A 24,420-nucleotide genomic window follows, 5' to 3' on the forward strand; every position below is an offset into this window, starting at 1 on the left:
GTGAGCGTCCGCCCATGGGCGAGCCTCCCAGTCCGCGACACCGCGCGTTCCGCCCCGCCCTGCCCGATCATGGGACGGGGGTGACCCGATGACCGAAGTGCTGCTCCTTCTGGTGGCGATCCTGCTGTCGCTCGCCTGCGGCGCCTTCGTGGCGGCGGAGTTCTCGCTGACCACGGTGGAGCGCGGCGAGCTGGAGCGCGCGGCGGAGCGCGGCGAACGCGGGGCGCAGGGCGCCCTGAAGGCCGCGCGGAACCTCACCTTCCAGCTCTCCGGCGCCCAGCTCGGCATCACCGTGACCAACCTGGTGGTCGGCATGCTCGCCGAGCCGTCGATCGCCAAGCTGCTGGCCGGCCCGTTCCGGGCGACGGGCCTGTCGGACGACGTGGCGAGCTCGGTCGCCCTGGTGGTCGGTACGGCGCTGTCGACGGTGTTCCTGATGGTCGTCGGCGAGCTGGTACCGAAGAACTGGGCGATCTCCTCGCCGCTGGCCGTGGCCAAGCGGGTGGGCAGTGCGCAGCGCTTGTTCAGTGCGGCCTTCGGGCCCTTCATCACACACCTGAACAACACGGCCAACCGTGTGGTGCGCCGCCTCGGCATCGAGCCGGCCGAGGAGCTGGCCTCCGCGCGCGGCCCCCAGGAGCTGGCGGCGCTCGCCCGGCACTCCGCGAAGCAGGGCGCGCTGGAGGCGGACACCGCCGAGCTGTTCGTGCGCACCCTGAACCTGGCCGACCTCACGGCGGAGAACGTGATGACCCCGCGCGTGCAGGTCGTCGCCCTGGACACCCAGGCGACCTGCGAGGACGTGGCGAACGCGACCCGGGCCACCGGGCTGTCCCGGTTCCCGGTCCACCGGGGCGGCCTGGACTCGGTCGTGGGCATCGCGCACGTGAAGGACGTCCTGGCCGTGCCCGCCGCCGAGCGGCCGCGCCGCCCGGTCTCGCAGGTGATGCGCGAGCCGCTGCTCGTCCCCGAGTCCCTGACCGTCGACCGGCTCCTGGACCGCCTCGGCGGCCGGCGCACGATGGCCGTCGTCATCGACGAGTACGGGGGCACGGCGGGCGTGGCGACGCTGGAGGACATCGTGGAGGAGGTCGTCGGCGAGGTGCGCGACGAGCACGACCCGCACGAGACGCCCGACCTCGCCCCCGCCGGCGCGGACGAACAGGGCCGCGCCCTGTACTCGGCCGACGGCGCCGCCCGCACCGACCAGCTCGCGCGCGTGGGGCTGCGCGTCCCCGAGGGGCCCTACGAGACCCTGGCCGGTCTGGTCGCGGCGCGGCTGGGCCGGATACCGCGGACCGGTGACACGGTCGAGGTCGCCGGCTGGCGGCTGGACGTCGTGGACGCCTCCGGCCGCCGGGCGGCCCGGGTGCTGCTGCACGCGCCGCTGGACGACGAACAGGCCCACGAAAGCCCGGAGGGGGCGCGATGACCGCCGTACAGCTGCTGATCGGGCTGGCGACGCTCGTCGTCAACGCCTTCTTCGTGGCGGGCGAGTTCGCGCTGATCTCCGTGCGCCGCTCGCAGATCGAGCCGCTGGCCCAGGAGGGCGACCGGCGCGCGAAGAGCGTGCTGTGGGGTCTGGAGCACGTCTCGGCGCTGCTGGCCGCCGCCCAGCTCGGCATCACGCTGTGCACGCTGGTCCTCGGTGTGGTCGCCGAGCCGGCGATCGCGCATCTGCTGGAGCCGGTCTTCCACGCGCTCGGGGTGCCCGTGAGCGCGGGCCACGCCGTGTCCTTCGTGATCGCGCTGACCCTGGCGACGTATCTGCACATGCTGCTCGGCGAGATGGTCCCGAAGAACATCTCCCTCGCCGAACCGGTGCGCGGCGCGCTGCTGCTCGGCCCGCCGCTGGTCGCGCTGTCCCGGGCGCTGCGGCCGGTGATCTTCTCCGTCAACGCGTTCGCGAACGGGCTGCTCAAGCTGTTGCGGGTGGACGCCAAGGACGAGGTCGCGGCGAGCTTCACCGACGCCCAGCTGGCCGAGATCGTCAAGGACGCCGGTGAGGCCGGCCTGATCGACGACCGGGCGCAGGAGCGGCTGCACGACGCCCTGGAGCTGGGCCGCCGGCCGGTGCGGGACGTCGTGGTGCCGTTGGACAGGGTCGTCTACGCGCGCGTGGGCGTCACCCCGGAGGAGCTTGAGCGGCTGACGGCCGAGTCGGGCTTCTCGCGGTTCCCGGTGGTCGACGCGGGCCGGCGGATCGTGGGTTATCTGCACGTCAAGGACGCCCTGGACGCCTCGCCCCAGGACATACCGTTCCGGCTGCGGGACATGCGCTCCATCGCGCGCGTGCGGGAGAGCACCCCGTTGGACGACGTCCTGACCGCGATGCGCGGCAGCCGCACCCACCTGGCGGCCGTGCTCGGCGAGGACGGCCGCCTGGCCGGCCTGGTCACCATGGAGGACGTCCTGCGGGAACTGTTCGGCCAACCGGCCCCCGGCTAACGCCGACACGGGCGCCGAAGCCGGGTCCGGGCACCCGGGTCCGGGGGGCGGTTGGCTGGATCGGGGGGCGGTTGGCTGGGTCCGGAGGCCGGGGACGCGGGCCTGGTCTGGGGGGCCTGGTCTGGGGGAGGCCGGAGGGGCCGAGTCCGGGGCCGTGAGGACGTGGGCCGGGACCGAGGCTGGGGCCCACGGCCGAGGTCCGAAGGCCGAGGGCCGAATCCAGGGCCGTGAGGACGGAGGCCGAGGCCATGGCCCACGGCCGAGGTCCGGAGGCCGGAGGGCTGAGTCCCGGCCGCGAGGACGCAGGCCGGGAGCGAAGCGAGGGAGCCAAGGGGCTGCGAGGACGCGAGGCTGGAACCGGGGCCCGAGAGGCAGGGTCCGGGTCCAAGAGCCGGGGGCCGGGAACCGGGGGCCGGGAGCCCGGGGGCAGGGAGGCTGGTCCGGGGTGACCGACCGGCGGGTATGGAAGCGGGATACCATCGCTGACGCCATGCAGACGAATCCCGCATCTCCCCCCTACAGCAGCCTGGTCGCGGTGGGCGACTCCTTCACCGAGGGCATGTCGGACCTCCTGCCCGACGGTTCCTACCGGGGCTGGGCCGATGTGCTCGCCGCGCGGATGGCCGCCCGCACGCCGGGTTTCCGGTACGCCAACCTCGCCGTGCGCGGCAAGCTGATCGGACAGATCGTCGACGAGCAGGTCGACGTGGCGGCGGCCATGAACGCCGACGTGATCACGCTGGTCGGCGGCCTCAACGACACCCTGCGGCCGAAGTGCGACATGGGCCGGGTGAAGGGCCTGCTGACCGAGGCGGTGGAGCGTCTGGCGCCGTCGTGCAGGCAGCTGGTGCTGATGCGCAGCCCCGGCCGCCAGGGCCCCGTGCTGGAGCGGTTCCGGCCGCGCATGGAGGAGCTGTTCTCCTGCGTGGACGAGCTGGCCGCGAAGAACAGCGCGGTCGTCGTGGACCTCTACGGCGCCGCGTCGCTGGCCGATCCCCGGCTGTGGGACGTGGACCGGCTGCATCTGACGGCGGAGGGGCATCGCCGGGCCGCCGAGGCGGTGTGGCAGACGCTCGGGTACGAGCCGGAGGACACCGAGTGGCGGGTGCCGATGCCGGCCACGCCGCCGCCGGGCTGGGCGACGCGCCGGGTCGCGGACGCGCGCTTCGCACGGCAGCATCTGCTGCCGTGGATCGGCCGCCGGCTGACCGGCCGCTCCTCGGGCGACGGCCGCCCGGCCAAGCGTCCGGAGCTGCTGCCGTACGAGGGCCAGGCGTAGCCACGGGTGACCGACGTCCCGGGCCCGAGCCCCGCGTGCCGCCGGCGGCGATCAGTGACCCCCGTCTCGTAGCTTCCGCCGAACAGGGGCGTGGCGCTGGCCTGCACAAACCGCCAGTACAATCTGGACACGTGACTTCTGCGCCCGCCAAGCCCCGCATCCCGAACGTCCTCGCCGGACGCTACGCCTCCGCCGAGCTCGCCACGCTCTGGTCCCCCGAGCAGAAGGTGAAGCTGGAGCGGCAGCTCTGGCTCGCCGTGCTGCGCGCCCAGAAGGACCTCGGCATCGAGGTGCCGGACGCGGCGATCGCCGACTACGAGCGCGTCCTCGACACCGTCGACCTGGCCTCCATCGCCGAGCGCGAGAAGGTCACCCGGCACGACGTGAAGGCACGGATCGAGGAGTTCAACGACCTCGCCGGGCACGAGCACGTGCACAAGGGCATGACCTCCCGTGACCTCACCGAGAACGTGGAGCAGCTCCAGATCCGCCTCTCGCTGGAGCTGATGCGCGACCGTACGGTGGCCGTGCTGGCGCGCCTCGGCAAGCTGGCCGGCGAGTACGCCGAGCTGGTCATGGCCGGCCGCTCGCACAACGTGGCCGCGCAGGCCACGACCCTGGGCAAGCGCTTCGCGACGGCGGCCGACGAGCTGCTCGTGGCCTACGGCCGCGTCGAGGAGCTGCTCGGCCGCTACCCGCTGCGCGGCATCAAGGGCCCGGTCGGCACCGCGCAGGACATGCTGGACCTGCTGGGCGGCGACGCGGCCAAGCTCGCCGAGCTGGAGAACCGGATCGCCGGACACCTGGGCTTCGCGCAGGCGTTCACCTCGGTCGGCCAGGTCTACCCGCGCTCCCTGGACTACGAGGTCGTCACCGCGCTGGTGCAGCTGGCGGCGGCGCCGTCCTCGCTGGCGAAGACGATCCGGCTGATGGCGGGGAACGAACTGGTCACCGAGGGCTTCAAGCCGGGCCAGGTCGGCTCCTCGGCGATGCCGCACAAGATGAACACCCGCTCCTGCGAGCGCGTCAACGGCCTCATGGTCGTCCTGCGCGGCTACGCCTCGATGACCGGCGAGCTGGCGGGCGACCAGTGGAACGAGGGCGACGTGTCCTGCTCGGTGGTGCGCCGGGTCGCGCTGCCGGACGCGTTCTTCGCGCTCGACGGTCTGCTGGAGACCTTCCTGACGGTCCTCGACGAGTTCGGGGCCTTCCCGGCGGTCATCGCGCGTGAGCTGGACCGCTACCTGCCGTTCCTCGCCACCACCAAGGTGCTCATGGGCGCCGTGCGGGCCGGGGTCGGCCGCGAGGTCGCGCACGAGGCGATCAAGGAGAACGCCGTCGCCACCGCGCTCGCGATGCGTGAGCAGGGCGCCGAGCGCAACGACCTGCTCGACAAGCTCGCCGCCGACGAGCGCCTGCCGCTCGACCGGGAGCAGCTGGCGGCGCTGATGGCCGACAAGCTGTCCTTCACCGGTGCCGCCGCCGACCAGGTCGGCGTCCTCGTCGGCCGGATCGAGGAGATCGCCAAGCAGCACCCGGAGGCGGCCGGATACACCCCCGGGGCGATCCTCTGACCCGCTTCAGCCGTGCGGAACTGGAGGCCGCCCGCGACCGTCTCGTACCGGACGTCGTCGCGGACGGCCTCCGGGTGCTCTTCTGCGGCATCAACCCGGGCCTGCTGACGGCGGCGACCGGTCATCACTTCGCCCGCCCCGGCAACCGTTTCTGGCCGGTGCTGCACCTGTCCGGCTTCACGCCGAGGCTGCTGAAGCCTGCGGAGCAGCGGGAGCTGCTGTCGTACGGACTGGGGATCACGAACGTGGTGGCGCGGGCGACCGCGCGCGCCGACGAGCTGGGCAACGACGAGTACGTCGAGGGCGGCCGGCTGCTCACCGAGAAGGTGGCACGGCTCGGGCCGCGGTGGCTGGCGGTGGTCGGGGTGACCGCGTACCGGGCGGCCTTCGGGGAGCGCACGGCTCAAGTGGGGCCGCAGGAGCGGACGTTCGGGGAGACCCGGGTATGGGTGCTGCCCAATCCGAGCGGGCTGAACGCGCACTGGACGGCGCAGACGATGGCCGAGGAGTTCGCCCGGCTGAGGGCGGCCGCGCGCGGCTGAGCGGGTCCGCCGCGTGGGCGCGACCGGCCGCAACGGACCCGCGGACACCGGACGGCACATCACGGCACTTCCCGCGGTGCGCTCGACAGCGGCCCGCGCGGTCACGGCGGCGGTGTCGCCGTGGCCGTGGCCAGGAGCCGTATCTCGTCGGTGTCGTCCCGGTCGGCGACGCCGAGGGCGATCCAGCGGCCGGTCCCCGGCGGCTGCCACACGTCCAGCTCGTCGGAGAGCAGGCTGAGGGTGGCCCAGGGCTCCGGTATCTCCTCGCCCCGGGCCACACGCAGCCGCACCGTCTGCTGGCCCCAGGGGTGCGGCCGGCCCCAGCGGTCGTGCAGCCGCTGCGCCAGTGCCTCCCGGTACGCATGGAAATCCGCGGCGGTCCGCTCCCGGATCAGGGCGTCGTCCGCGCGTGTCCCGTGGCTGGTCGCTAACTCCACCGTCCGATGGCCGGCTTCCGGGAACTCCCCCGCGCACAGCGCCTCGACGGCGGTCAGGAACTTCACGATGTCCATGTGATCCAGTAAACCGGGCGGCACTGACAATTGGCGGGCCGTCAGGCGTCCCGGCGGTGCAGGGTCCACGCACCCGCGAGCAGCGCGGCCGCCGCCCACAGCGCGGTCACCGCGAGCCCGCTCCACGGGCCGAGGGCGCCGTCCCAGGTGCTGTGCAGGGCAACTTGACCGGCCCGGTCGGGGAGATAGTCGGCGACGCCGCCCGACAGGTCCCCGACGACGAAGGACACGATCAGCACGAACGGGATCAGGACGGACAGGGTCGCGACGCCGCTGCGCAGTACGGCCGCGAGTCCGGCGGCGAACAGGGCCATCAAGGTCAGCTGGAGGCCGCAGCCGACGGCGCCGCGCAGACCTGCCGTCCATGTCGGCCCGTCGGCGCCGCGGACCGCCTTGCCGACCAGCAGCGTGACCAGTCCGGTGAGGACGCCGACGGGCAGGGCGGACAGGGCGATCGCCGAGGCCTTGGCGGCGAACCACCGCCGCCGGTCCGGCACCGCCGACAGCGCCAGCCGCAGCGCGCCGCCCCGGAACTCCGCCGATACGGCCGTCGCACCGAAGGCGATCGCCGCGATCTGGCCGAGGCTCACGCCGAAGAACACCGCGTACAGCGGGTCCGGGTCGGCGCCTGACGAGGCCGCGACGGCCGAGAACGCGGTCGTGGCGAGGAGGATCCCGGCCAGGCCCCCGAGCAGCGAGGGCAGGGTACGGATCTTGATCCACTCGGCGTGCAGCACGGGTGCGAACGGCATGGTCAGGCCTCCTGGGACTGTGCGGTGAACTCGGCCTCGGCCGCGGTCAGGTCGAGATAGGCCTCCTCCAAGGTGGCCTCCCGCGCGGCGAGTTCCAGGACGGGGACGCCCGCCTCGGCCATGATCCGGCCGAGGTCGTCCACGCGCGCGTGGCTCACGGTCCGGGCTCCGTCCGCGTCCCGGGAGGTGTCGAGGCCGTGCCGGGCGAGCAGGTCGTCCAGCGCGGTGGGGTCGGTGGTGCGGATCCGGACGTGGGGCCGTACGCGCGCGTGGATGAAGTCCTGGACGGGTGTGTCGGCCAGCAGCCGGCCCCGGCCGAGGATCACGAGGTGGTCGGCGAAGGCGGCGGTCTCGCCCATCAGATGGCTGGAGACCAGCACCGTACGGCCCTGCCCGGCGAGTCGGCGCAGCAGCGTGCGGATCCAGACGATGCCCTCGGGGTCGAGGCCGTTGGCCGGTTCGTCGAGCAGGATCACCTCGGGATCGCCGAGCAGGGCTGCGGCGATCCCGAGACGCTGGCGCATGCCGAGGGAGTACGTCCGCACCCGGCGCCGCGCCACCGCGGCCAGCCCGGTCTCCTCCAGCACGGCGTCGACCCGGCGGTCCGGGATCCGGTTGCTCGCGGCGAGGGCGCGCAGGTGGTCGCGGGCGGTGCGGGAGCCGTGCGCGGCGCGCGCGTCGAGCAACGCGCCCACCGTGTGCAGGGGTTCACTCAGGCCGGCGTAGGCCCGGCCGCCGATCGTGGCGGTGCCGGAGGTGGGCCGGTCGAGGCCGAGGACGAGGCGCATGGTGGTGGACTTGCCGGCGCCGTTGGGGCCGAGGAACCCGGTGACGCGGCCGGGGCGCACGCTGAAGGTGAGTCCGTCCACGGCCCGTCGTCCGCCGTACTCCTTGGTGAGGTCGTGTACGTCGATGCTGGTCATGCCACCAGCCTCGCCGTGCGAGGGCGTCGTGGCCTCCCCCGCCGGTGGAGAGCGTCTCCCCCGTGCGGGGGAGGTCCGTTGTCAGTGCCGGCTGCGACGATGGGCGTCGTGGTCATGCCCCGCTTCCTGCGCCCGCTGCTGCGCGGGACGACGTACACGCGCCTGCTGCACCAGTGGGTGCCCATGCTGATCCAGAGCATGTGGATGTTCATCGACATGTCGAAGCCCTGGGTCCCGGGCGCGATGCTCGTCCTGCTGGGCCTCGTGCCCGCCGTGCGCAGGGGCGAGGGGGTGCAGGCGCGGCTGTTGCTGACGCCCGGCGAACAGGAGCCGGGCATCTCCGAGGCGCCGTCCACGACATGGCGCGACCGGACGCGCACGGTGGTGTGGCTGGAACTGCGCTGGGTCCTCGGCTGGATCAGCATGTTCGCCACGGTGTGGCTGCTCGTCTGCGCGTTCGAGCTGGCTCGGGCCGCTTGGGGGCGGGCGCCGTCCGGGCTTCCCGTGCTGGGCCAACTGCCGCAGCACCGCGCCTGGGCACTGCTGACGCCGCTGCCGCTGCTCGTCCTGTACGGCGTGGTGGTGGGCCTCGGCATGCTGATCACGGTCTGTGCGCGCCGGCTGCTGGGGCCGTCGGCGGCGGAGCGGCTGGCCGCGCTGGAGGAGCGCACCGAGCAGCTGCTCGAACGCACGCGGATCGCACGGGAGTTGCACGACTCGATCGGGCACGCGCTGACGGTGGCGGTGGTGCAAGCCGGTGCGGCGCGCGCGGCGGGCGATCCGGAGTTCACCGAGCGCGCGCTGGACGCCATCGAGGAGACCGGCCGGGCCGCCCTGGAGGACCTGGAGCGGGTGCTGGGCATCCTGCGCGAGAGTGAGCGGCCGGTGAGCGCCCGGCCCACGCTCGCCGACGCGGGCCGGCTGCTGGAGTCGGCGCGGGCCTCGGGTGCGAAGGTCGACGCCGAGGTGACCGGTCCGGTCGCGGCCCTGCCGGGGCCGGTCTCCCGGGAGGGCTACCGCATCCTCCAGGAGTCGCTCACCAACGTGCTGCGGCACGCCGGTTCCGTGCCGGTGCTGGTCCGCGTCGCGGTCACGGACGGCCGGCTCGCCCTGGAGGTCCGCAATCCGCTGCCGGCCCCGGTGCCCGGCCCCGGCCGCGGCAGCGGCCTGCGCGGCATACGCGAGCGGGCCGCCCTGCTCGGCGGCAGCGCCCGCACGGGTCCGCACGAGGGCGACTGGCAGGTGCGGGCGGAGCTGCCCCTCGGCTGATCAGGCCGGGTGGGTCCGCTCAACTGATCTAGGCTGGCCGAATGCCGGTCACCGTACTCCTCGTCGACGACGAACCCCTGGTCCGCGCGGGTCTGCGGGCCGTGCTGGAGGCGCAGCCCGACATCGAGGTGGTGGGCGAGGCGGCCGACGGCGCCGCGGTCATCCCGCTGGTGCGGCAACTGCGGCCCGACGTGGTCGCGATGGACGTCCGCATGCCCCTGCTGGACGGCATCGAGGCCACGCGCGCGGTGCTGCGCACGGTGGCCGAGCCGCCGAAGATCCTCGTGGTGACCACCTTCGAGGACGACGCGTACGTGTACGAGGCGCTGCGCGCGGGCGCCGACGGGTTTCTGCTGAAGCGGGCCCGGCCGGCCGAGATCGTGCACGCCGTACGGCTGGTCGCGGAGGGCGAGTCGCTGCTCTTCCCGGCCTCCGTACGGCGCCTGGCCGCCCGGTACGGCGACGGCGAGCGCCCGGCGCGGGCCGCGCTGGAGCGGGCCCGGCTGACGGAGCGGGAGGAGGAGGTGCTGCGGCTGATGGCGCGCGGGCTGTCGAACGCGGAGATCGCCGCCCGGCTGGTGGTGGGCACGGAGACGGTGAAGTCGCATGTGAGCGCCGTCCTGGCGAAGCTCGGCGCGCGCGACCGCACCCAGGCGGTGATCGCGGCCTACGAGTCGGGGTTCGTGGCACCGGGCTGAGCCGCACCGACGGCCCCCGGATGCGGAACGCGCCACTCGCCGCAGGCGCGTCCGGCCGAGTACCATCCGCCCCAATACCCCCGCGAGCTGGAAGGACGGACGGTGACGCAGCTGACCGGCGGCGATCCCTCGCTGCTGCGAAGGATCAATTCCGCGGTGGTGCTGCACGCGCTGCGCGGCACGGACTGTGCGACGCTCACCGAGATCACCCGCTTCACCGGACTGTCCCGGCCGACCGTCGAGGGCGTCGTCGAAGGGCTCATCGAGGGCGGGCTCGTGGTGGAGACGGCCCCCGACGAGGGCGGCGCGCGCCGTCAGGGCCGGCCCGCGCGCCGGTTCCGGTTCCGGGCCGAGGCGGGGCATCTGCTGGGCCTGGAGATCGAGCCGCACCGGGTCGCCGCGCTGCTGTCCGACCTGGACGGGCGGGTGCTGGGCGCACAGGCCAGGGAGGTCGACGAGACGGCCCCGGCGGACGAGCGCCTGGACCGGCTGCGCGGCGTGGTCGCCGAACTGCTGCGCCGGGCCGGGGTCGCGCGCGGCTCGCTGCGGGCGGTCGGCGTGGGCACGCCGGGGATCGTGGCGGCCGACGGCACGGTACGGCTGGGCACGGCGCTGCCGCAGTGGACCGGGCTGAACCTGGGCGAGCGGCTGAGCCGGTCCTTCAAGTGCCCGGTACTGGTGGAGAACGACGCCAACGCGGCGGCCGTCGCCGAGCACTGGAAGGGTGTGGCGACCGAGTCCGACGACGTGGTGTTCGTGCTGGCGGGGCTGAGCCCGGGCGCGGGTTCGCTGATCGGCGGGCGGCTGCACCGGGGGTACGGCGGGGCGGCCGGGGAGATCGGGGCGCTGCATCTGCTGGGGCGGGAGGCGACGCCGGAGGCGCTGCTGTCCACCACCGACGAGCCGCTGCATCCGCTGGACGAACAGGCGGTCGCCGAGGTGTTCGCGCTGGCGCGCAAGGGCGACCGGCGGGCGCGGGCGGCCGTCGACCGGTTCAGCCAGCGGCTCGTGCACGATGTGGCCGCGCTGGTGCTCGCGCTCGATCCCGAGCTGGTCGTGATCGGCGGCTGGGCGGCCGGCCTGGACGGCGTCCTGGAACCGCTGCGCCGTGAACTGGCGCGGTACTGCCTGCGGCCGCCTCAGGTGGCTTTGTCGTCGTTGGGTGAGGCTGCCGTGTCCACCGGGGCGTTGCGGTTGGCCTTGGACCATGTCGAGGCGCAACTGTTCGCCGTGGACGGCTCGGTGACGGCCCGTCGGTGAGCGATGCGCGGTGACGGCGCGGCTCGTCGCACGACTGCCGCGCCGTCACCGTACGGCTCAGGAGGCCTGGCGCTCCGGATCGTGGTGTATCTCCACGCCCGTCGAGTCGCCGAAGGTGAGCCGGCAGGTGTCGGCCCGGTAGGTCGCGACGGACAGTGCGGCCGTGCGGCCCTCGGCGGCGAAGCGGGTCGTGACGACGAGGACCGGTGAGCCGGGGAGGCGGTCGAGGTCCTTGGCGTCGTCCGCACGGGCCGAGCCCAGTTCGACGGAGCGGTCCTGGCCCTCCAGGGACAGGTGCTGGAGCTCGCGCAGCACCGCACGCGCGCGTGCCGGGCCGGACGGGGCGTCGATCGCGGTGAGGCCGGGCACCGAGGCCGCCGGGACGTAGAGCAGGTCGGTGGCGACGCGCTGGCCCTGGGACATCCGGGACCGGCGCACGACGTGCACAGGCTCGTCGGCGCCGATCTCCAGGGCCGCGGCGACGGCGGCGGGCGGGGTCGTCTGCTCGCAGTCGACGGGCTGCCAGGCGTCCCCGGCGGCGCCCGGCCAGGCGTGCTGCTCGGTGCCGACGGCCACGCCGACGCGCGGCGGCGCCACGGTCGTACCGACACCGCGGCGGCGCTGGAGGCGGCCCTCCAGCTCCAGCTGTTCGAGCGCCTGGCGGAGCGTGGCGCGGGCCACGCCGAAGCGGGCGGCGAGGTCGCGCTCGTTGGGCAGGATCTCACCGACCGAGAACTCGGAGTCCAGTGCTTCGCTCAGCACCGTCTTGAGATGCCAGTACTTCGGTTCCGGCACCGATTCCAGCTGCGTGGTCCCCACCCTGTCCTCCGCGAGAGCCGTGGTCCGGCGGTTTTTAGCGCCCTTGTTTATTAAAGGTTGTTGCACTTGTCTGCGACCATAGGACGGCCGTCACCCTTGGTCAAGACCAATCCTCGATCCCTTGGGGAACCCACGGACGCGCCGCCGTACAGCGTTCACGAGGCGTTCGCACGCGCGCGTGGGTGTGACATCGCGGCAAAGCCCCCGTCGTACGGCGGGGGCTTCGCGAGGCGGGAGGGTGCCCGGGTCAGACGGTGGCGAGGTGCCGCAGCTTGTCGGGGTTGCGGACGATGTACACGGTCGTGACGCGGCCGTCCGTGATCTCCAGCTGGAAGAGGCTGTCGGGCCGGTCGCCGTCCAGGAGCAGGACGGCCGGGCCGCCGTTGGCCTCCACGAAGCGGTACGACATGGTCTCCCAGGCGCCCGGTACGACGGCGGCCAGGAAGCGGCCGACCTTGTCGGCGCTGTGCACGATCCGCGAGGGCGCCTTGGCCTTGCCGCCGCTGTCGCCGACCAGGCGGACGTCGGGGGCGAGCAGGGACATGAGCGCGTCCAGGTCGCCGTCGGACGCGGCGTCGAGGAAGCGCTCGGTCACCGCGCGACGCTGGACGGGATCGACCTCGTAGCGCGGCCGGCGTTCGTCGACGTGCCGTCGGGCCCGCCCGGCGAGCTGCCGTACCGCCGCCTCGCCGCGGTCGAGCAGCGCGGCGATCTCGGCGAACGGGTAGCCGAACGCCTCCCGGAGCACGAAGACGGCCCGCTCCAGCGGGGACAGCGACTCCAGGACGACCAGCACGGCGAAGGAGACGCTGTCGGCGAGCAGGACGCGGTCCGCCGCGTCCGGGGCCGGGTCGCCGAACTCGCCGATGTACGGCTCCGGCAGCCACGGCCCGACGTACGACTCGCCGCGCGCCTGCACCTGGCGCAGCCGGTCGATGGCCAGGCGGGTGGTGATGCGCACCAGATAGGCGCCTGGTTCGCGGACCTCCGCGCGGTCGGCGCGGGACCAGCGCAGCCAGGCGTCCTGGACCACGTCCTCGGCGTCGGCGACACGGCCGAGCATGCGGTAGGCGACCCCCATGAGCAGGGGCCGGTGTTCTTCGAAGACGTCGGTGAAGACATCGGTCTCGGTGTCGGAGCTCACCCCCGCATCCCATCCGACCCGCGCCGGGCGTGTCCAGTTCCGCGTCCCGCCCCTTCGTCCCGCGCGCTTCGTCCGCGCCCCGAGACGGACCGGGCGGAATCGGCCCGTCCGCCCAGGATCCGGATCACAATGACCGCGGACCGCCGGGGGTCGGCGGCCGGTGACCGGGAGGTGGCCGATGCGGTACGGGGTACTGGGCACGGGCGAGGTGGGCCGCACGCTGGCCGGCAAGCTGGTGGAGCTGGGGCACGAGGTGACCCTGGGGTCGCGTGCCAAGGACAATCCGGTGGCGCTGCAGTGGGCCGCGGGCAAGGGGGACCGGGCCCGCGCCGGCACGTTCGCGGAGGCGGCCGCGGCGGCCGAGGTGGTGGTCAACGCCGTGGGCGGCCCGGTGGCGCTCGACGCGCTGCGCGCGGCCGGCGCGGAGCATCTCGACGGCAAGGTGCTGGTGGACGTCTGCAACCCGCTGGCGTTCGTGGACGGCGAGGCGCGGCTGGACCCGGTGGAGTCGGACAGCGTGGCCGAGCGGATCCAGCGGGCCTTCCCGCACGCGCGCGTGGTGAAGACGCTGAACACGGTCAACGCCCAGGTGATGGTGGACCCGGACCGGGTGCCGGGTGCGCACAACCTCTTCGTGAGCGGTGACGACGCCGGGGCCAAGGAACAGGTGACGGCGCTGCTCGGGGAGCTGGGCTGGCCGGCGGAACGGGTGGTGGACCTGGGCGGGCTCCGCACCGCGCGGGCGACGGAGATGTACCTGCTGCTGTGGTTCACCATGTACCGCAACTCCGGCAGCGCGGACTTCAACATCGAGGTGCGCCGGGCGGACTGACCGACCGTGGTCATTCCGGGGGCTACCGACGGGTAGCAGTTGCTGACAAACTGTCTATGACGTTCGTCAGCAGCCAGACGAGGAGCACCCCATGTCCGCCACCGTCTCCTTCCCGGTCCCCGGTCCGCACGGCCCGAAGGACGTGACCGTGTCCTACGCGCGCGTGGGCCGCGGCGAGCCGCTGGTCCTGCTGCACGGCATCGGCCACCACCGGCAGGCCTGGGACCCGGTCGTGGACATCCTCGCCACCGAGCGGGAGGTAATCGCCGTCGACCTCCCCGGCTTCGGCGCCTCGCCGGGCCTGCCGGACGGCCTCGACTACACCCTGCCCGACACCAACGCCGTACTCGGCGCCCTGTTCGAGGCCCTGGAGCTGGACCGCCCGCACGTGGCGGGCAACTCGCTCGGCGGCCTGCTCGCCCTGGAGCTGGGCCGCGAGGAGCTCGTACGGTCCGTCACGGCCCTGTCCCCCGCCGGATTCTGGACCGAGGCCGAGCGCCGGTACGCCTTCACGACGCTGCTCGCGATGCGGGCGGTCGCCCGGCGGCTGCCGCTGCCCCTGGTGGAGCGCCTGTCGCGGACGGCGGCCGGGCGTACGGCGCTGACGAGCACGATCTACGCCCGTCCCGCGCGCCGCGCGCCCGAGGCCGTGGTGGCCGAGACGCTCGCGATCGTGGAGGCCACGGGCTTCGACGCGACGCTGCGGGCGGGCCGGGCGGTGCGGTTCACCGACGAACTGGCGGGCCTGCCGGTCACGGTGGGCTGGGGCACCCGGGACCACATCCTCGTGCGCCGGCAGGGTGTGCGCGCCAAGCGCATGATCCCGCACGCGCGTCTGGTGCGGCTGCCCGGCTGCGGCCACGTCCCGATGAACGACGACCCGGCGCTCGTCGCGCGCGTCGTCCTGGACGGCAGCCGCTGACCCGGATCCGGGTACCGGCGCGCCCGAACCCGCCACCCTCGGCCGGTTGTTCACTTCGGGTTCGCATGCGCGCCGCGACGCCCGCGTAGGTGTGGCTGTGCACACTGGCCGGATCCCGCCCCTGGAGGCACAGCCATGTCCCACCGTCCGTTCCCCGGTCGCCGCAGCGTGCTGCGCGGCTCGCTCGCCGCGTCGGCGGCCCTGACCCTGCCCGTCGGCCTCGGCGCGGCCCCGGCGTTCGCCCGCTCCGGGCGCCCGCGGGCGAGCTGGGGGGTGCAGGCGGGCGACGTGACCGCGAACTCCGGCCTGGTGTGGGTGCGTTCGGACCGGCCCGCCCGGATGATCGTGGAGACCGCGGCCACCGAGTCGTTCCGCGATCCGCGCCGATGGCAGGGCCCGCTGCTGGGCTCCGGCACCGACTTCACCGGCACCACCCGGCTGCACGGCCTGCCCGCGGGCGAGCAGGTCCACTACCGCGTGCTGCTCGCCGACCCCGACGACCCGCGCCGCACGGGCCAACCGGTGACCGGGACCTTCCGCACGGCGCCCGCCGAGCGGCGCCACGGCGTGAGGTTCGTCTGGTCGGGCGACCTCGCCGGACAGGGCTGGGGCATCAACGAGTCCATCGGCGGCTACCGCATCTTCGACGCCATGGCGCGGACGGACCCCGACTTCTTCCTGTGCAGCGGCGACAACATCTACGCCGACGGCCCCATCGCCGCGAGCGCTCCGCTGCCCGACGGCGGCGTGTACCGCAGCCTCACCACCGAGGAGAAGTCGCACGTCGCGACCACCCTGGCCGACTACCGGGGCAACTTCCGCTACAACCTGCTGGACCAGGCGCTGCGCCGGTTCAACGCCCAGGTGCCGAACATCATCCAGTGGGACGACCACGAGGTGCGCAACAACTGGTACCCCGGCGAGGTCATCGGCACCGGCACCCCCTACCCGGCCGGCACCCGGCTCGACGACCTGGCGCTGCGCTCGCGGCAGGCGTTCTCCGAGTACTTCCCGATCTCCACGATCAGCGGCCGCCCCGACGGCCGCATCTACCGCGTCGTGCACCACGGCCCGCTGCTGGACGTGTTCGTGCTCGACATGCGCACCTACCGCAACGCCAACTCCCCCGACGACCAGACCACGGACCCGGTCGGCATCCTCGGCCGCGAGCAGCTGGAGTGGCTCAAGCGGGAGCTGGCGAAGTCCCGCGCGGTGTGGAAGGTGATCGCCAACGACATGCCGCTCGGGCTGGTCGTGCCGGACCCCGTCGAGGGCAGGCCGAACTTCGAGGCGGTCGCGCAGGGCGACCCGGGCGCGCCGCTGGGCCGCGAGCTGCAGATCGCCGAGTTGCTGCGGTTCGTCAAGCACCGGCGGATCACCGGCACGGTGTGGCTGACGGCCGACGTGCACCACACGTCCGCCCAGCACTACGACCCCGCGCGGGCCGCGTTCAAGGACTTCGAGCCGTTCTGGGAGTTCGTCTCCGGCCCGCTCAACGCGGGCGCGTTCCCGGCCAACGCCCTCGACGGCACGTTCGGCCCGGACCGGGTGTTCGTCAAGGCGCCGACGACCGCGAACGTGTCACCGGCCGAGGGCTACCAGTTCTTCGGCGAGGTGGACATCGACGGCGACAGCGGCGAACTGACGGTCCGGCTGCGGGAGTACGACGGCACCGTGCTGTTCACGCGCACGCTCCAGCCGGGCCGGGTCGGCCAGTAGCCGGCGGCGGGTACGCTTCCTCTCACACCGTGCCGCGCTACGGCGTCATCCCCCGGAGCGCGGCAGGGTCCCGCCGCGCCCGGGTCTCGGTCAGGGGCGAGGGGTCGTAATAATCTGGACAATTGGCGCGGAGCATACTTTACCCATCGGTCACAAAGCGTTCGTGATCACGCAACACCCTTCCTTCACAGTGGGTGCATGACTCCAGAGATGTCCGATGTGACCCGCACGAAGCACGGACGCCCCGTGCACCACTGGCGCCGCGACGTCGTCGAACTCGCCGCCCTGTTCACCGCCGTCGCGGTCGCCGACGGGGTGGCGAACCTGATCGGGCACGGCCCCGGCGGTCCCGCCCTGCTGATGATCTCGGCGGTGCTGCTCGCCGCGACGGCCGGCTTCCACACCTGGTGGGCACGGCGCCACGGCCACGCACCGCCGGCCGACGATACCGGCGCCCGGCCCACCGCCGGGACACGGTCGGCCGGGCCCGCCGAGCAGCCCGGCACGGCGGCGGGCGAGGCGGCCGGCGCCGCCGCGCTGTGGCGGATGCGGACGACCGTGCAGGACGAGCCGGGCTCGCTGGCGGCCCTGTGCACGGCGCTCGCCGGACAGCGCGTCGACATCCTCAGCCTCCAGACGCATCCGCTGGCCGACGGCACCGTGGACGAGTTCCTGCTGCGGGCGCCGGGCGCCCTGGAGGCGGCCGCGATCACCCGGGCCGTCGCGCTGGCCGGGGGCGTGTCCACCTGGATCGAGCGGGCGGACGCCCACGACCTGGTCGACGCCCCCACCCGGGTGCTCGGCCTCGCCGCGCGCACCGCGCTGGACGCCGCCGAACTGCCCCTGGCGCTGCGGCAGTTGCTGGGCCGCTGCACCATCCGTTCGCTGCCCGGCAAGCCGGCGGGCGGGGGCCGTGGGCCGCAGCCGGTGCCGGTCGAGGGCGTGCTGGAGGACACCGTCATGCGGCTGCGCGCGCCCGAGGGCGGGGTGCTCACGGTGGAGCGGCCGTATCTGCCGTTCACACCGACCGAGTTCGCGCGGGCCCGGGCGCTGGTGGAGCTGGACAACCGGCTCGGCCCGCGCATCCCGCGCGGCGAGTACGTGCTGACGCTGCCCGCGGGCGACGACATCACCGTCCGCCGCGCCGACACCGGTGACGTGGAGGCGGCCAGGGCGATGCACGAGCGGTGCTCGCCGCGCACTCTCAGCCTGCGCTACCACGGCCCGGTCGGCGACGCCGACCGCTATCTGAACCACCTGCTCAGCCCGCGCTTCGGGCGCACCCTGGCCGCGCAGACCGCCGCCGGCCGCATCGTCGGCCTCGGCCATCTGCTGTGGGACGGCGACGAGACCGAGGTCGCGCTGCTGGTCGAGGACGACTGGCAGCAGCGCGGCATCGGCGCCGAACTGCTCGGCCGGCTGGTCGCCATGGCCGAGGACGCCGGCTGCGCGAGCGTGTACGCCGTGACGCAGGCGTCCAACACCGGCATGGTCGCCGCGATGCGTGGCCTCGGCCTTCCCCTGGACTACCAGATCGAGGAGGGCACCCTGGTGATCACGGCCCGGCTGGACGCGACCCGGGCGGTCGGCGCCCGCGACGCCCGTACGGCGCGCACCCGGCTCACCTGACTCCGCCGCGCCCGCGCTCAGCCACGACGGAGGCGCCCGGCGGTGACGGACTCACCGGCACCCACCACGGTCTCCGGCGTGGCACCCAGCGCCTGGTCCAGGTCCGCCCACAGGTCGTCCGCGTCCTCCAGGCCCACCGACAGCCGCAGCAGCCGGTCGCTCACCCCCGCCCCGCGCCGGTCGTCGGCGTCGACGATGCGGTGGCTGATGGACGCGGGGTGCTGGATGAGCGTGTCGACGCTGCCCAGGCTGACCGCCGGGGTGACGAGCCGGACCCGGGAGATGACCTCGTGCGGGTCGCCGTACACCTCGAAGGCGATCATCGCGCCGCCGAGGCGCGGGTAGTGGACGCGGGCCACGCGCGGGTCGACGGTGAGCCGGCGGACCAGTTCGGCGGCGTTCGCGGAGGCGGCCCGCACGCGCACCGGGAGCGTGGACAGCCCCCGGAGCAGGAGGTAGCCCGCGAGGGGATGCAGGACGCCGCCGGTGGCGAACCGTATCTGCCGCAGCCGGCCCGCGAACTCCTCGTCGCAGGCGACCACTCCGGCCAGCACGTCCCCATGGCCGCCGAGGTACTTGGTGGCGCTGTGCAGCACCAGCCGGGCGCCCTGCTCGGCCGGGCGTTGCAGGACGGGCGTGGCGAAGGTGTTGTCGGCGAGCAGCGGGACCGAGCCGCAGGCGTGGGCGACGGCGCGCAGGTCGAGTTCGGCGAGGGTCGGATTGGCCGGGGACTCGACCAGCACCAGGCCGGTGTCCGGGCGCAGCGCGTCGGTGATCCCGGCCGGGTCGGTCCAGGTGACCTCCGTACCGAGGAGCCCGGCGGTCAGCAGATGGTCACTGCAGCCGTACAGCGGCCGTACGGCGACGACATGCCGCAGGCCCATGGCGGAGCGGGCGAGGAGGACGGCGCTGAGCGCGGCCATGCCGCTGGCGAAGGCCACCGCGGACTCGGTGCCCTCCAGGCGGGCCAGCGCGGTCTCGAAGCGGGCGACCGTCGGATTGCCGAGCCGGCCGTAGACGGGCGGCCCGGCCGGGTCGGCGCCGTCGGTCGCGAACGCGTCGATGCGGGCGGCCTCGGCGCGGCTGTCGTACGACGGATAGGTCGTGGACAGGTCGATCGGCGGGGCGTGCAGGCCCTGGCGGGCGAGGTCGTCGCGGCCGGCGTGCACGGCCTCGGTGGCAAGGGCTCTCGATGCGGTGCGTACGCCGTCGTAGGCACCGGTGCTCGCTGTGTCCATGGCCGGAAGGGTGAACATCGAACGGTTTCCGCGGATCGAACACCGTGCTACGTTCGGCCAATGGCCGAATCTGTCGTACTGGATCCGGTGGACCTCCACCTGCTGCGGCTCCTGCAGAACGACGCCCGGACCACCTACCGCGACCTCGCCGAGCAGGTGGGCGTCGCCCCGTCGACCTGCCTGGACCGGGTGACCCGGCTGCGCCGCTCGGGTGTGATCCTCGGCCATCGGCTGCGGCTGGATCCGGCCAAGCTGGGGCGCGGGCTCCAGGCCCTGCTGTCGGTGCAGGTACGGCCGCACCGGCGGGAGCTGGTGGGGCCCTTCGTGGAGCGGATCCGGGCGCTGCCGGAGGCCCGGACGGTGTTCCATCTGACCGGGCCGGACGACTATCTGGTACTCGTGGCCGTCGCGGACATGGCCGATCTCCAGCGGCTGGTGCTCGACGAGTTCACCTCGCGGCGGGAAGTGGCCCGGGTGGAGACCCGGTTGATCTTCCAGCAGTGGGAGTGCGGGCCGCTGCTGCCGCCCGGCCAAGCCCACAGCTGAATCCCCCCGAACACGGGTGACGCGGAGATCGCCGTCGTACGAGGATGGGCGGCATGTCTGAGACCAAGATCCCGCTGCCCCGTCAGGTGGCCGACGCGTATGTGGACGACCTCATCGCCCTCGACCCGGTCACCGGTACCTATCTCGGTGTGAAGGAGAGTTCGACCCGGCTGCCCGACTACTCCCCGGCCGGTCAGGAGGCTCTCGCCCGGCTGTCGCGGGCGACGCTCGCCCGGCTCGACGAGGCGGAGCGCCGGCCCGGCGCGGACAGTGACGTGGAGCGCCGCTGCGCGCGGCTGCTGCGGGAGCGGCTGACCGCCGAACTCGCGGTCCACGAGGCGGACGAACACCTGCGCGCGGTCGGCAACATGCACACCCCCGGCCACGCGGTGCGGGACGTGTTCACGGTGACCCCGCAGCAGACGGAGGAGGACTGGGCGGCGATCGCGGAGCGGCTGCGCGCCGTGCCCGCGGCGCTCGCGGGCTACCGGGAGTCGATCCGGCTGGGCCTGGACCGCAAGCTGTTCGCGGCCCCCCGGCCGACGGCGACGTACATCGGGCAGCTGACCGAGTGGACGGGCGCCGACGGCTCGGGCCGCGGCTGGTTCGAGGACTTCGCCGCCGCCGGGCCGGACGCGCTGCGCGCCGAGCTGGACGAGGCGGCCCGCGCCGCGACCGCCGCCCTGGTGGAGCTGCGGGACTGGCTGCGGGACGTGTACGCCCCGGCGATCGAGGGCACCCCGGACACCGTGGGCCGCGAGCGCTACGCCCGCTGGTCCCGCTACTTCAACGGCACCGACCTGGACCTCGACGAGGCGTACGGGTACGGCTGGGCGGAGTTCCACCGGCTGCTCGGCGAGATGAGGCGGGAGGCGGAGAAGATCCTGCCCGGTGCCCGGACGCCGTGGGTGGCGCTCGCCCACCTGGACGAGCACGGCCGGCACATCGAGGGCGTCGAGGAGGTCCGGGAGTGGCTCCAGGGCCTCATGGACCAGGCCGTCGCGGACCTGGACGGCACCCACTTCGAACTCGCCGAGCGGGTGCGCCGGGTGGAGTCGCGCATCGCACCGCCCGGCGGTGCTGCGGCGCCGTACTACACGGCACCGTCGGAGGACTTCTCGCGCCCGGGCCGCACCTGGCTGCCGACCATGGGCCAGACCCGCTTCCCGGTCTACGACCTCGTCTCGACCTGGTACCACGAGGGCGTGCCCGGCCATCACCTCCAGCTCGCGCAGTGGGCGCACGTGGCGGAGGACCTCTCCCGCTACCAGGCCACGGTCGGCGGCGTCAGCGCCAACGCGGAGGGCTGGGCGCTGTACGCGGAGCGGCTGATGGACGAACTGGGCTATCTGAAGGGCCCGGAGGAGCGGCTCGGCTATCTGGACGCGCAGATGATGCGCGCGGTCCGGGTGATCGTGGACATCGGCATGCACCTGGAGCTGGAGATTCCGGCGGACTCGCCGTTCCACCCCGGTGAGCGCTGGACGCCGGAGCTGGCGCAGGAGTTCTTCCGTGCGCACAGCAGCCGGCCGGCGGACTTCGTGGAGAGCGAGGTGACCCGGTATCTGACGATTCCGGGCCAGGCGATCGGCTACAAGCTCGGTGAGCGGGCGTGGCTGCTGGGCCGGGAGAAGGCGCGCGAGCGGCACGGCGACGCCTTCGACCTGAAGGCCTGGCACATGGCCGCGCTGTCGCAGGGTTCGCTGGGCCTGGACGACCTGGTGGACGAGCTCGCCCGGCTCTGACGGCCTTCTGCCCCAAGGGAGTCGGACACAGGCGGCCCCCGGCGCCGTCGGCTCCCGCGCCGGACCCGGTGTCCGCCGTCCGGCCCTCCCCCGGTGGCGGGCGGGGGCGGCGGACTGCTGGCTGGTGGCGGAAGCGATGACGCCGACGGCGAGGAGGCGGGGTGCGTGGCGGGGAGCCAGCAGACGGGGGCGGCGGCGGAGGCGCTGCGGACGCCGCGGGCCGCCGGGCTGGCCGGGGTCGTGTTCGCGCTGTTGCTGGCGACGGTCATCGTGCTCGTGCGCCTGGGCATCCCGCAAGGGGCGCACGTGGTCACCGCCCGGGGGTTCACCGACTCCGGGCGGCGCGCCGCGCTCCGGACGGCCCTCGCGCTGGTGCCGTTCACCGGGATCTTCTTCCTGTGGTTCATCGGTGCCGTACGGGCGCACGTCGGCGCGGCGGAGGACAAGTTCCTCGCGACGGTCTTCCTGGGCAGCGGACTGGTCTTCACCGCCACGCTGTTCGGCGTCGGCGCCGCCGCCGGTGCCGTGCTCGACGTCGCGCATCCGAGCGGCACGGCACCGCCGCCGGCCTCCTGGGACTTCGGGCGCCACTTCGCCTATCTCCTGCTGATGGAGTACGCCATGCGGATGGCGGCCGTCTTCGTGTGCTCGCTGTCGGTGCTCGGCCACCGCCTGGGCGTACTGCCCCGCCCGCTCACGCTGCTGGGCTTCGTCACCGCCGTGACCCTGCTCTTCGCCTCCTCGAACGTGCCCTGGGCGGAGCTGGTGTTCCCCGCGTGGTCGCTGGTGCTCAGCGGCTACATCCTGGTCGTGGGCGGTCGCGCCCGTTGACCCGGACGGTGGTGCCGGCGAGCGGAGTGCGCGCGTGGCTCGCATGCTGGCGGGCGGGACATGACCACGGGAAGAGCGGAGCGTCGATGAGGCTCGTCGTCGATCTCAACAAATGTCAGGGGTACGCCCAGTGCGCGTTCCTCGCACCGGACGTCTTCGCGATGCACGGCGAGGAGTCGCTGATCTACAACCCGCACGCGCCGGAGGAGCAACGCGAGCGGCTGGCCCGCGCGGTCGCCGCCTGCCCGGTGCAGGCGATCACCGCCGACGGGCTGGAGAACCTCGTGACCGAGCCGGCCACCGGTCCCCGCCAGGTGGCGCCAGAGGCGTCCGATGGCCGCTGACTACCTGGACCGGCTCCGGCGCGAGGGCCGGATCGTCATCGTGGGCGCCTCCCTGGCGGGCCTGCGGGCGGCGGAGACGCTGCGCGCCGAGGGCTTCGCCGGCGAGCTGACCCTGATCGGCGACGAGCCGTACGAGCCGTACGACCGCCCGCCGCTGTCCAAGTCCGTCCTGCTGGGCATGGCGTCCCCGCGCCGCACCGAGCTGCCGCACCGCCGGGAGATCGACGCCAAGTGGCGGCTCGGTGTCGCGGCGACCGGGCTGGACCTGTCGGCCAAGCGGGTCAAGCTGGCCGACGGGGACGAGGTGCCGTACGACCGGCTGCTCATCGCGACCGGGGTGCGTGCCCGGCCCTGGCTGAAGGAGGACGAGGCCCGGCTCGGCGGTGTCTGTCTGCTGCGGACCCGGGACGACGCGGCCGATCTGGTCCAGCGGCTGGACGCGGGACCGCGCCGGGTGTTCGTCATCGGCGCCGGGTTCGCCGGTTCGGAGATCGCCTCGGCGTGCCGCGAGAAGGGGATCCCGGTCACCGTGGCGGAGCGCGCCGGGGCGCCGCTGGTGGGCGCGCTCGGTGGCGTGATCGGCGCGGTCGCCGCCGACCTCCAGACCGAGAACGGCGTGGACCTGCGCACCCATGTCACGGTGACCGGTCTGGAGGGCGACTCGATCGGCCGGGTGCGGGCCGTCCATCTGTCCGACGAGAGTGTCGTCGAGGCGGACGTGGTCGTGGTCTCGCTGGGTTCGCAGCGCAACACCGAGTGGCTGACCGGGTCGGGGCTGGGTGCCGGGCCCCGGGGCATCGCGTGCGACGCGGGCTGCCGGGCCTTCGACTTCCGGGGCATCGTCACGGACGACGTCTTCGTGGCGGGCGACGTGGCGCGCTCCCCGCACGCTCTGTTCGGCTACCAGTTCCTGTCGCTGGAGCACTGGGGCAACGCCGTCGCACAGGCGGAGACCGCCGCGCACAACATGATCTGCCACGGCGCCGACCGCCGCCCGCATCTGTGGATGCCGGCGTTCTGGTCGTCGATGTTCGGCGTGAACATCAAGTCGGTCGGCGTGCCGCCCATGGGCGACCAGCTCATGATCACGCAGGGCTCGCTGGCCGAGCGCCGGTTCGTCGGCGTGTACGGCTACCAGGGCCGCGTCATCGCCGCCGTGACCTTCGACAACGCCCGCTGGCTGGAGTTCTACGCACGGCAGATCGAGCGGGGCGCCCCGTTCCCGGTGGAGTACCCGACGATGGACCGGCGGCCCGAGAACCGGCAGCCGGTGGCGGCCGACTTCCCCGACCCGTCCCTGCCGACCCACGGCCCCACCGTGACGCTCAGCGGCTACTCGCCGGCCGACCAGCAGCTGGTCTTCCACCCCGCCCGCCACTGACGGCCGCCCGGCC

The 24,420-nt window shown here is 73.8% G+C and carries 23 protein-coding genes; 17 read left to right on the top strand and 6 right to left on the bottom strand.

Annotated features, from left to right (window positions below; genetic code table 11):
- The first annotated feature begins 88 nt into the window (after positions 1 to 88).
- The 5 genes from ACZ4MF_RS23325 to mug all read left to right on the top strand — a co-directional run bounded on the left by ACZ4MF_RS23325 (position 89) and on the right by mug (position 5,843).
- A complete protein-coding gene (locus tag ACZ4MF_RS23325; protein ID WP_467493850.1) occupies positions 89 to 1,432 on the top strand; it encodes a hemolysin family protein in 1,344 nt (447 codons plus the stop codon).
- Complete coding sequence (locus tag ACZ4MF_RS23330; RefSeq protein ID WP_467493851.1) at positions 1,429 to 2,448, top strand: hemolysin family protein; 1,020 nt, start codon at positions 1,429 to 1,431, stop codon at positions 2,446 to 2,448. The genes ACZ4MF_RS23325 and ACZ4MF_RS23330 overlap by 4 nt, the downstream gene beginning before the upstream one ends.
- A gap of 490 nt (positions 2,449 to 2,938) precedes the next feature.
- Positions 2,939 to 3,727 carry an SGNH/GDSL hydrolase family protein gene (locus tag ACZ4MF_RS23335; RefSeq protein ID WP_467493852.1) on the top strand — a complete coding sequence of 263 codons (789 nt, stop codon included), beginning with the start codon at positions 2,939 to 2,941 and terminating at the stop codon, positions 3,725 to 3,727.
- A gap of 131 nt (positions 3,728 to 3,858) precedes the next feature.
- Positions 3,859 to 5,301, top strand: a complete 1,443-nt coding sequence (purB, locus tag ACZ4MF_RS23340; RefSeq protein WP_356030097.1) for an adenylosuccinate lyase — start codon at positions 3,859 to 3,861, stop codon at positions 5,299 to 5,301.
- Positions 5,298 to 5,843, top strand: coding sequence for a G/U mismatch-specific DNA glycosylase (gene mug, locus ACZ4MF_RS23345; protein ID WP_467493965.1), 546 nt, complete (start codon positions 5,298 to 5,300; stop codon positions 5,841 to 5,843). Before purB ends, mug begins: the two co-directional genes overlap by 4 nt.
- A 101-nt stretch (positions 5,844 to 5,944) precedes the next feature.
- On the opposite strand, the gene ACZ4MF_RS23350 is transcribed toward mug, so the two are convergent.
- Genes ACZ4MF_RS23350 through ACZ4MF_RS23360 form a run of 3 tightly spaced genes read right to left on the bottom strand, consistent with a single transcriptional unit; the run spans position 5,945 to position 8,030 of the window.
- Positions 5,945 to 6,355, bottom strand: coding sequence for a hypothetical protein (locus tag ACZ4MF_RS23350; protein ID WP_467493853.1), 411 nt, complete (start codon positions 6,353 to 6,355; stop codon positions 5,945 to 5,947).
- A gap of 41 nt (positions 6,356 to 6,396) precedes the next feature.
- A complete protein-coding gene (locus ACZ4MF_RS23355) occupies positions 6,397 to 7,107 on the bottom strand; it encodes an ABC-2 transporter permease (protein ID WP_467493854.1) in 711 nt (236 codons plus the stop codon).
- Positions 7,108 to 7,109: 2 nt separating this feature from the next.
- Entirely contained in the window at positions 7,110 to 8,030 is a 921-nt protein-coding gene (locus ACZ4MF_RS23360; RefSeq protein ID WP_467493855.1) for an ATP-binding cassette domain-containing protein, read from the bottom strand.
- Between the two features lie 114 nt (positions 8,031 to 8,144).
- Here ACZ4MF_RS23360 and ACZ4MF_RS23365 point away from each other — a divergent pair, with 114 nt between their 5' ends.
- The 3 genes from ACZ4MF_RS23365 to ACZ4MF_RS23375 all read left to right on the top strand — a co-directional run bounded on the left by ACZ4MF_RS23365 (position 8,145) and on the right by ACZ4MF_RS23375 (position 11,257).
- Positions 8,145 to 9,299, top strand: a complete 1,155-nt coding sequence (locus ACZ4MF_RS23365; RefSeq protein WP_467493966.1) for a sensor histidine kinase — start codon at positions 8,145 to 8,147, stop codon at positions 9,297 to 9,299.
- Between the two features lie 41 nt (positions 9,300 to 9,340).
- Complete coding sequence (locus ACZ4MF_RS23370) at positions 9,341 to 9,997, top strand: response regulator (RefSeq protein WP_467493856.1); 657 nt, start codon at positions 9,341 to 9,343, stop codon at positions 9,995 to 9,997.
- A 102-nt stretch (positions 9,998 to 10,099) separates the two neighbouring features.
- Positions 10,100 to 11,257, top strand: a complete 1,158-nt coding sequence (locus ACZ4MF_RS23375; RefSeq protein WP_467493857.1) for an ROK family transcriptional regulator — start codon at positions 10,100 to 10,102, stop codon at positions 11,255 to 11,257.
- A 57-nt stretch (positions 11,258 to 11,314) separates the two neighbouring features.
- Here the strand turns inward: ACZ4MF_RS23375 and ACZ4MF_RS23380 are convergent, their stop codons facing one another.
- Positions 11,315 to 12,076, bottom strand: coding sequence for a GntR family transcriptional regulator (locus ACZ4MF_RS23380; RefSeq protein ID WP_467493858.1), 762 nt, complete (start codon positions 12,074 to 12,076; stop codon positions 11,315 to 11,317).
- A gap of 247 nt (positions 12,077 to 12,323) precedes the next feature.
- Positions 12,324 to 13,220, bottom strand: coding sequence for an RNA polymerase sigma-70 factor (locus tag ACZ4MF_RS23385; protein ID WP_467493859.1), 897 nt, complete (start codon positions 13,218 to 13,220; stop codon positions 12,324 to 12,326).
- Between the two features lie 178 nt (positions 13,221 to 13,398).
- On the opposite strand from ACZ4MF_RS23385, the gene ACZ4MF_RS23390 reads away from it, so the two are divergent.
- From ACZ4MF_RS23390 to ACZ4MF_RS23405, 4 genes are all read left to right on the top strand, one after another.
- Positions 13,399 to 14,052 (top strand): NADPH-dependent F420 reductase, encoded by a 654-nt coding sequence (locus ACZ4MF_RS23390; RefSeq protein WP_467493860.1) that lies wholly within the window; start codon positions 13,399 to 13,401, stop codon positions 14,050 to 14,052.
- 91 nt (positions 14,053 to 14,143) lie between these two features.
- On the top strand, positions 14,144 to 14,974 hold the full coding sequence (locus ACZ4MF_RS23395) for an alpha/beta fold hydrolase (RefSeq protein ID WP_467493861.1): 831 nt from the start codon (positions 14,144 to 14,146) through the stop codon (positions 14,972 to 14,974).
- Between the two features lie 135 nt (positions 14,975 to 15,109).
- Positions 15,110 to 16,693, top strand: coding sequence for an alkaline phosphatase D family protein (locus ACZ4MF_RS23400; RefSeq protein WP_467493862.1), 1,584 nt, complete (start codon positions 15,110 to 15,112; stop codon positions 16,691 to 16,693).
- Positions 16,694 to 16,891: 198 nt separating this feature from the next.
- Positions 16,892 to 18,322, top strand: a complete 1,431-nt coding sequence (locus ACZ4MF_RS23405) for a GNAT family N-acetyltransferase (RefSeq protein ID WP_467493863.1) — start codon at positions 16,892 to 16,894, stop codon at positions 18,320 to 18,322.
- 17 nt (positions 18,323 to 18,339) lie between these two features.
- Here ACZ4MF_RS23405 and ACZ4MF_RS23410 read toward each other — a convergent pair whose 3' ends face one another.
- Positions 18,340 to 19,560 carry a trans-sulfuration enzyme family protein gene (locus ACZ4MF_RS23410; protein WP_467493864.1) on the bottom strand — a complete coding sequence of 407 codons (1,221 nt, stop codon included), beginning with the start codon at positions 19,558 to 19,560 and terminating at the stop codon, positions 18,340 to 18,342.
- Positions 19,561 to 19,620: 60 nt separating this feature from the next.
- On the opposite strand from ACZ4MF_RS23410, the gene ACZ4MF_RS23415 reads away from it, so the two are divergent.
- The 5 genes from ACZ4MF_RS23415 to ACZ4MF_RS23435 all read left to right on the top strand — a co-directional run bounded on the left by ACZ4MF_RS23415 (position 19,621) and on the right by ACZ4MF_RS23435 (position 24,407).
- On the top strand, positions 19,621 to 20,106 hold the full coding sequence (locus ACZ4MF_RS23415) for an Lrp/AsnC family transcriptional regulator (protein WP_356030079.1): 486 nt from the start codon (positions 19,621 to 19,623) through the stop codon (positions 20,104 to 20,106).
- 53 nt (positions 20,107 to 20,159) lie between these two features.
- Complete coding sequence (locus tag ACZ4MF_RS23420; protein ID WP_467493865.1) at positions 20,160 to 21,851, top strand: DUF885 domain-containing protein; 1,692 nt, start codon at positions 20,160 to 20,162, stop codon at positions 21,849 to 21,851.
- 165 nt (positions 21,852 to 22,016) lie between these two features.
- Positions 22,017 to 22,682 (top strand): hypothetical protein, encoded by a 666-nt coding sequence (locus ACZ4MF_RS23425; protein WP_467493866.1) that lies wholly within the window; start codon positions 22,017 to 22,019, stop codon positions 22,680 to 22,682.
- Positions 22,683 to 22,768: 86 nt separating this feature from the next.
- Positions 22,769 to 23,026 carry a ferredoxin gene (locus ACZ4MF_RS23430; protein ID WP_467493867.1) on the top strand — a complete coding sequence of 86 codons (258 nt, stop codon included), beginning with the start codon at positions 22,769 to 22,771 and terminating at the stop codon, positions 23,024 to 23,026.
- Positions 23,016 to 24,407, top strand: coding sequence for an NAD(P)/FAD-dependent oxidoreductase (locus ACZ4MF_RS23435; RefSeq protein WP_467493868.1), 1,392 nt, complete (start codon positions 23,016 to 23,018; stop codon positions 24,405 to 24,407). Before ACZ4MF_RS23430 ends, ACZ4MF_RS23435 begins: the two co-directional genes overlap by 11 nt.
- The last annotated feature ends 13 nt before the right edge of the window (positions 24,408 to 24,420 follow it).

Source organism: Streptomyces sp. NPDC025793, from assembly GCF_055558375.1.

What these genes read in the sequence shown, in the direction of transcription:
- ACZ4MF_RS23405 (WP_467493863.1), top strand. Translation starts at nt 16,892, where the DNA reads ATGACTCCAGAGATGTCCGATGTGACCCGCACGAAGCACGGACGCCCC.
- ACZ4MF_RS23435 (WP_467493868.1), top strand. Translation starts at nt 23,016, where the DNA reads ATGGCCGCTGACTACCTGGACCGGCTCCGGCGCGAGGGCCGGATCGTC.
- ACZ4MF_RS23355 (WP_467493854.1), bottom strand. Translation starts at nt 7,107, where the DNA reads ATGCCGTTCGCACCCGTGCTGCACGCCGAGTGGATCAAGATCCGTACC.
- ACZ4MF_RS23410 (WP_467493864.1), bottom strand. Translation starts at nt 19,560, where the DNA reads ATGGACACAGCGAGCACCGGTGCCTACGACGGCGTACGCACCGCATCG.
- ACZ4MF_RS23370 (WP_467493856.1), top strand. Translation starts at nt 9,341, where the DNA reads ATGCCGGTCACCGTACTCCTCGTCGACGACGAACCCCTGGTCCGCGCG.
- ACZ4MF_RS23390 (WP_467493860.1), top strand. Translation starts at nt 13,399, where the DNA reads ATGCGGTACGGGGTACTGGGCACGGGCGAGGTGGGCCGCACGCTGGCC.
- ACZ4MF_RS23420 (WP_467493865.1), top strand. Translation starts at nt 20,160, where the DNA reads ATGTCTGAGACCAAGATCCCGCTGCCCCGTCAGGTGGCCGACGCGTAT.
- ACZ4MF_RS23400 (WP_467493862.1), top strand. Translation starts at nt 15,110, where the DNA reads ATGTCCCACCGTCCGTTCCCCGGTCGCCGCAGCGTGCTGCGCGGCTCG.
- ACZ4MF_RS23415 (WP_356030079.1), top strand. Translation starts at nt 19,621, where the DNA reads ATGGCCGAATCTGTCGTACTGGATCCGGTGGACCTCCACCTGCTGCGG.
- ACZ4MF_RS23335 (WP_467493852.1), top strand. Translation starts at nt 2,939, where the DNA reads ATGCAGACGAATCCCGCATCTCCCCCCTACAGCAGCCTGGTCGCGGTG.
- ACZ4MF_RS23330 (WP_467493851.1), top strand. Translation starts at nt 1,429, where the DNA reads ATGACCGCCGTACAGCTGCTGATCGGGCTGGCGACGCTCGTCGTCAAC.
- ACZ4MF_RS23325 (WP_467493850.1), top strand. Translation starts at nt 89, where the DNA reads ATGACCGAAGTGCTGCTCCTTCTGGTGGCGATCCTGCTGTCGCTCGCC.
- ACZ4MF_RS23350 (WP_467493853.1), bottom strand. Translation starts at nt 6,355, where the DNA reads ATGGACATCGTGAAGTTCCTGACCGCCGTCGAGGCGCTGTGCGCGGGG.
- ACZ4MF_RS23430 (WP_467493867.1), top strand. Translation starts at nt 22,769, where the DNA reads ATGAGGCTCGTCGTCGATCTCAACAAATGTCAGGGGTACGCCCAGTGC.
- ACZ4MF_RS23395 (WP_467493861.1), top strand. Translation starts at nt 14,144, where the DNA reads ATGTCCGCCACCGTCTCCTTCCCGGTCCCCGGTCCGCACGGCCCGAAG.
- ACZ4MF_RS23360 (WP_467493855.1), bottom strand. Translation starts at nt 8,030, where the DNA reads ATGACCAGCATCGACGTACACGACCTCACCAAGGAGTACGGCGGACGA.
- ACZ4MF_RS23365 (WP_467493966.1), top strand. Translation starts at nt 8,145, where the DNA reads ATGCCCCGCTTCCTGCGCCCGCTGCTGCGCGGGACGACGTACACGCGC.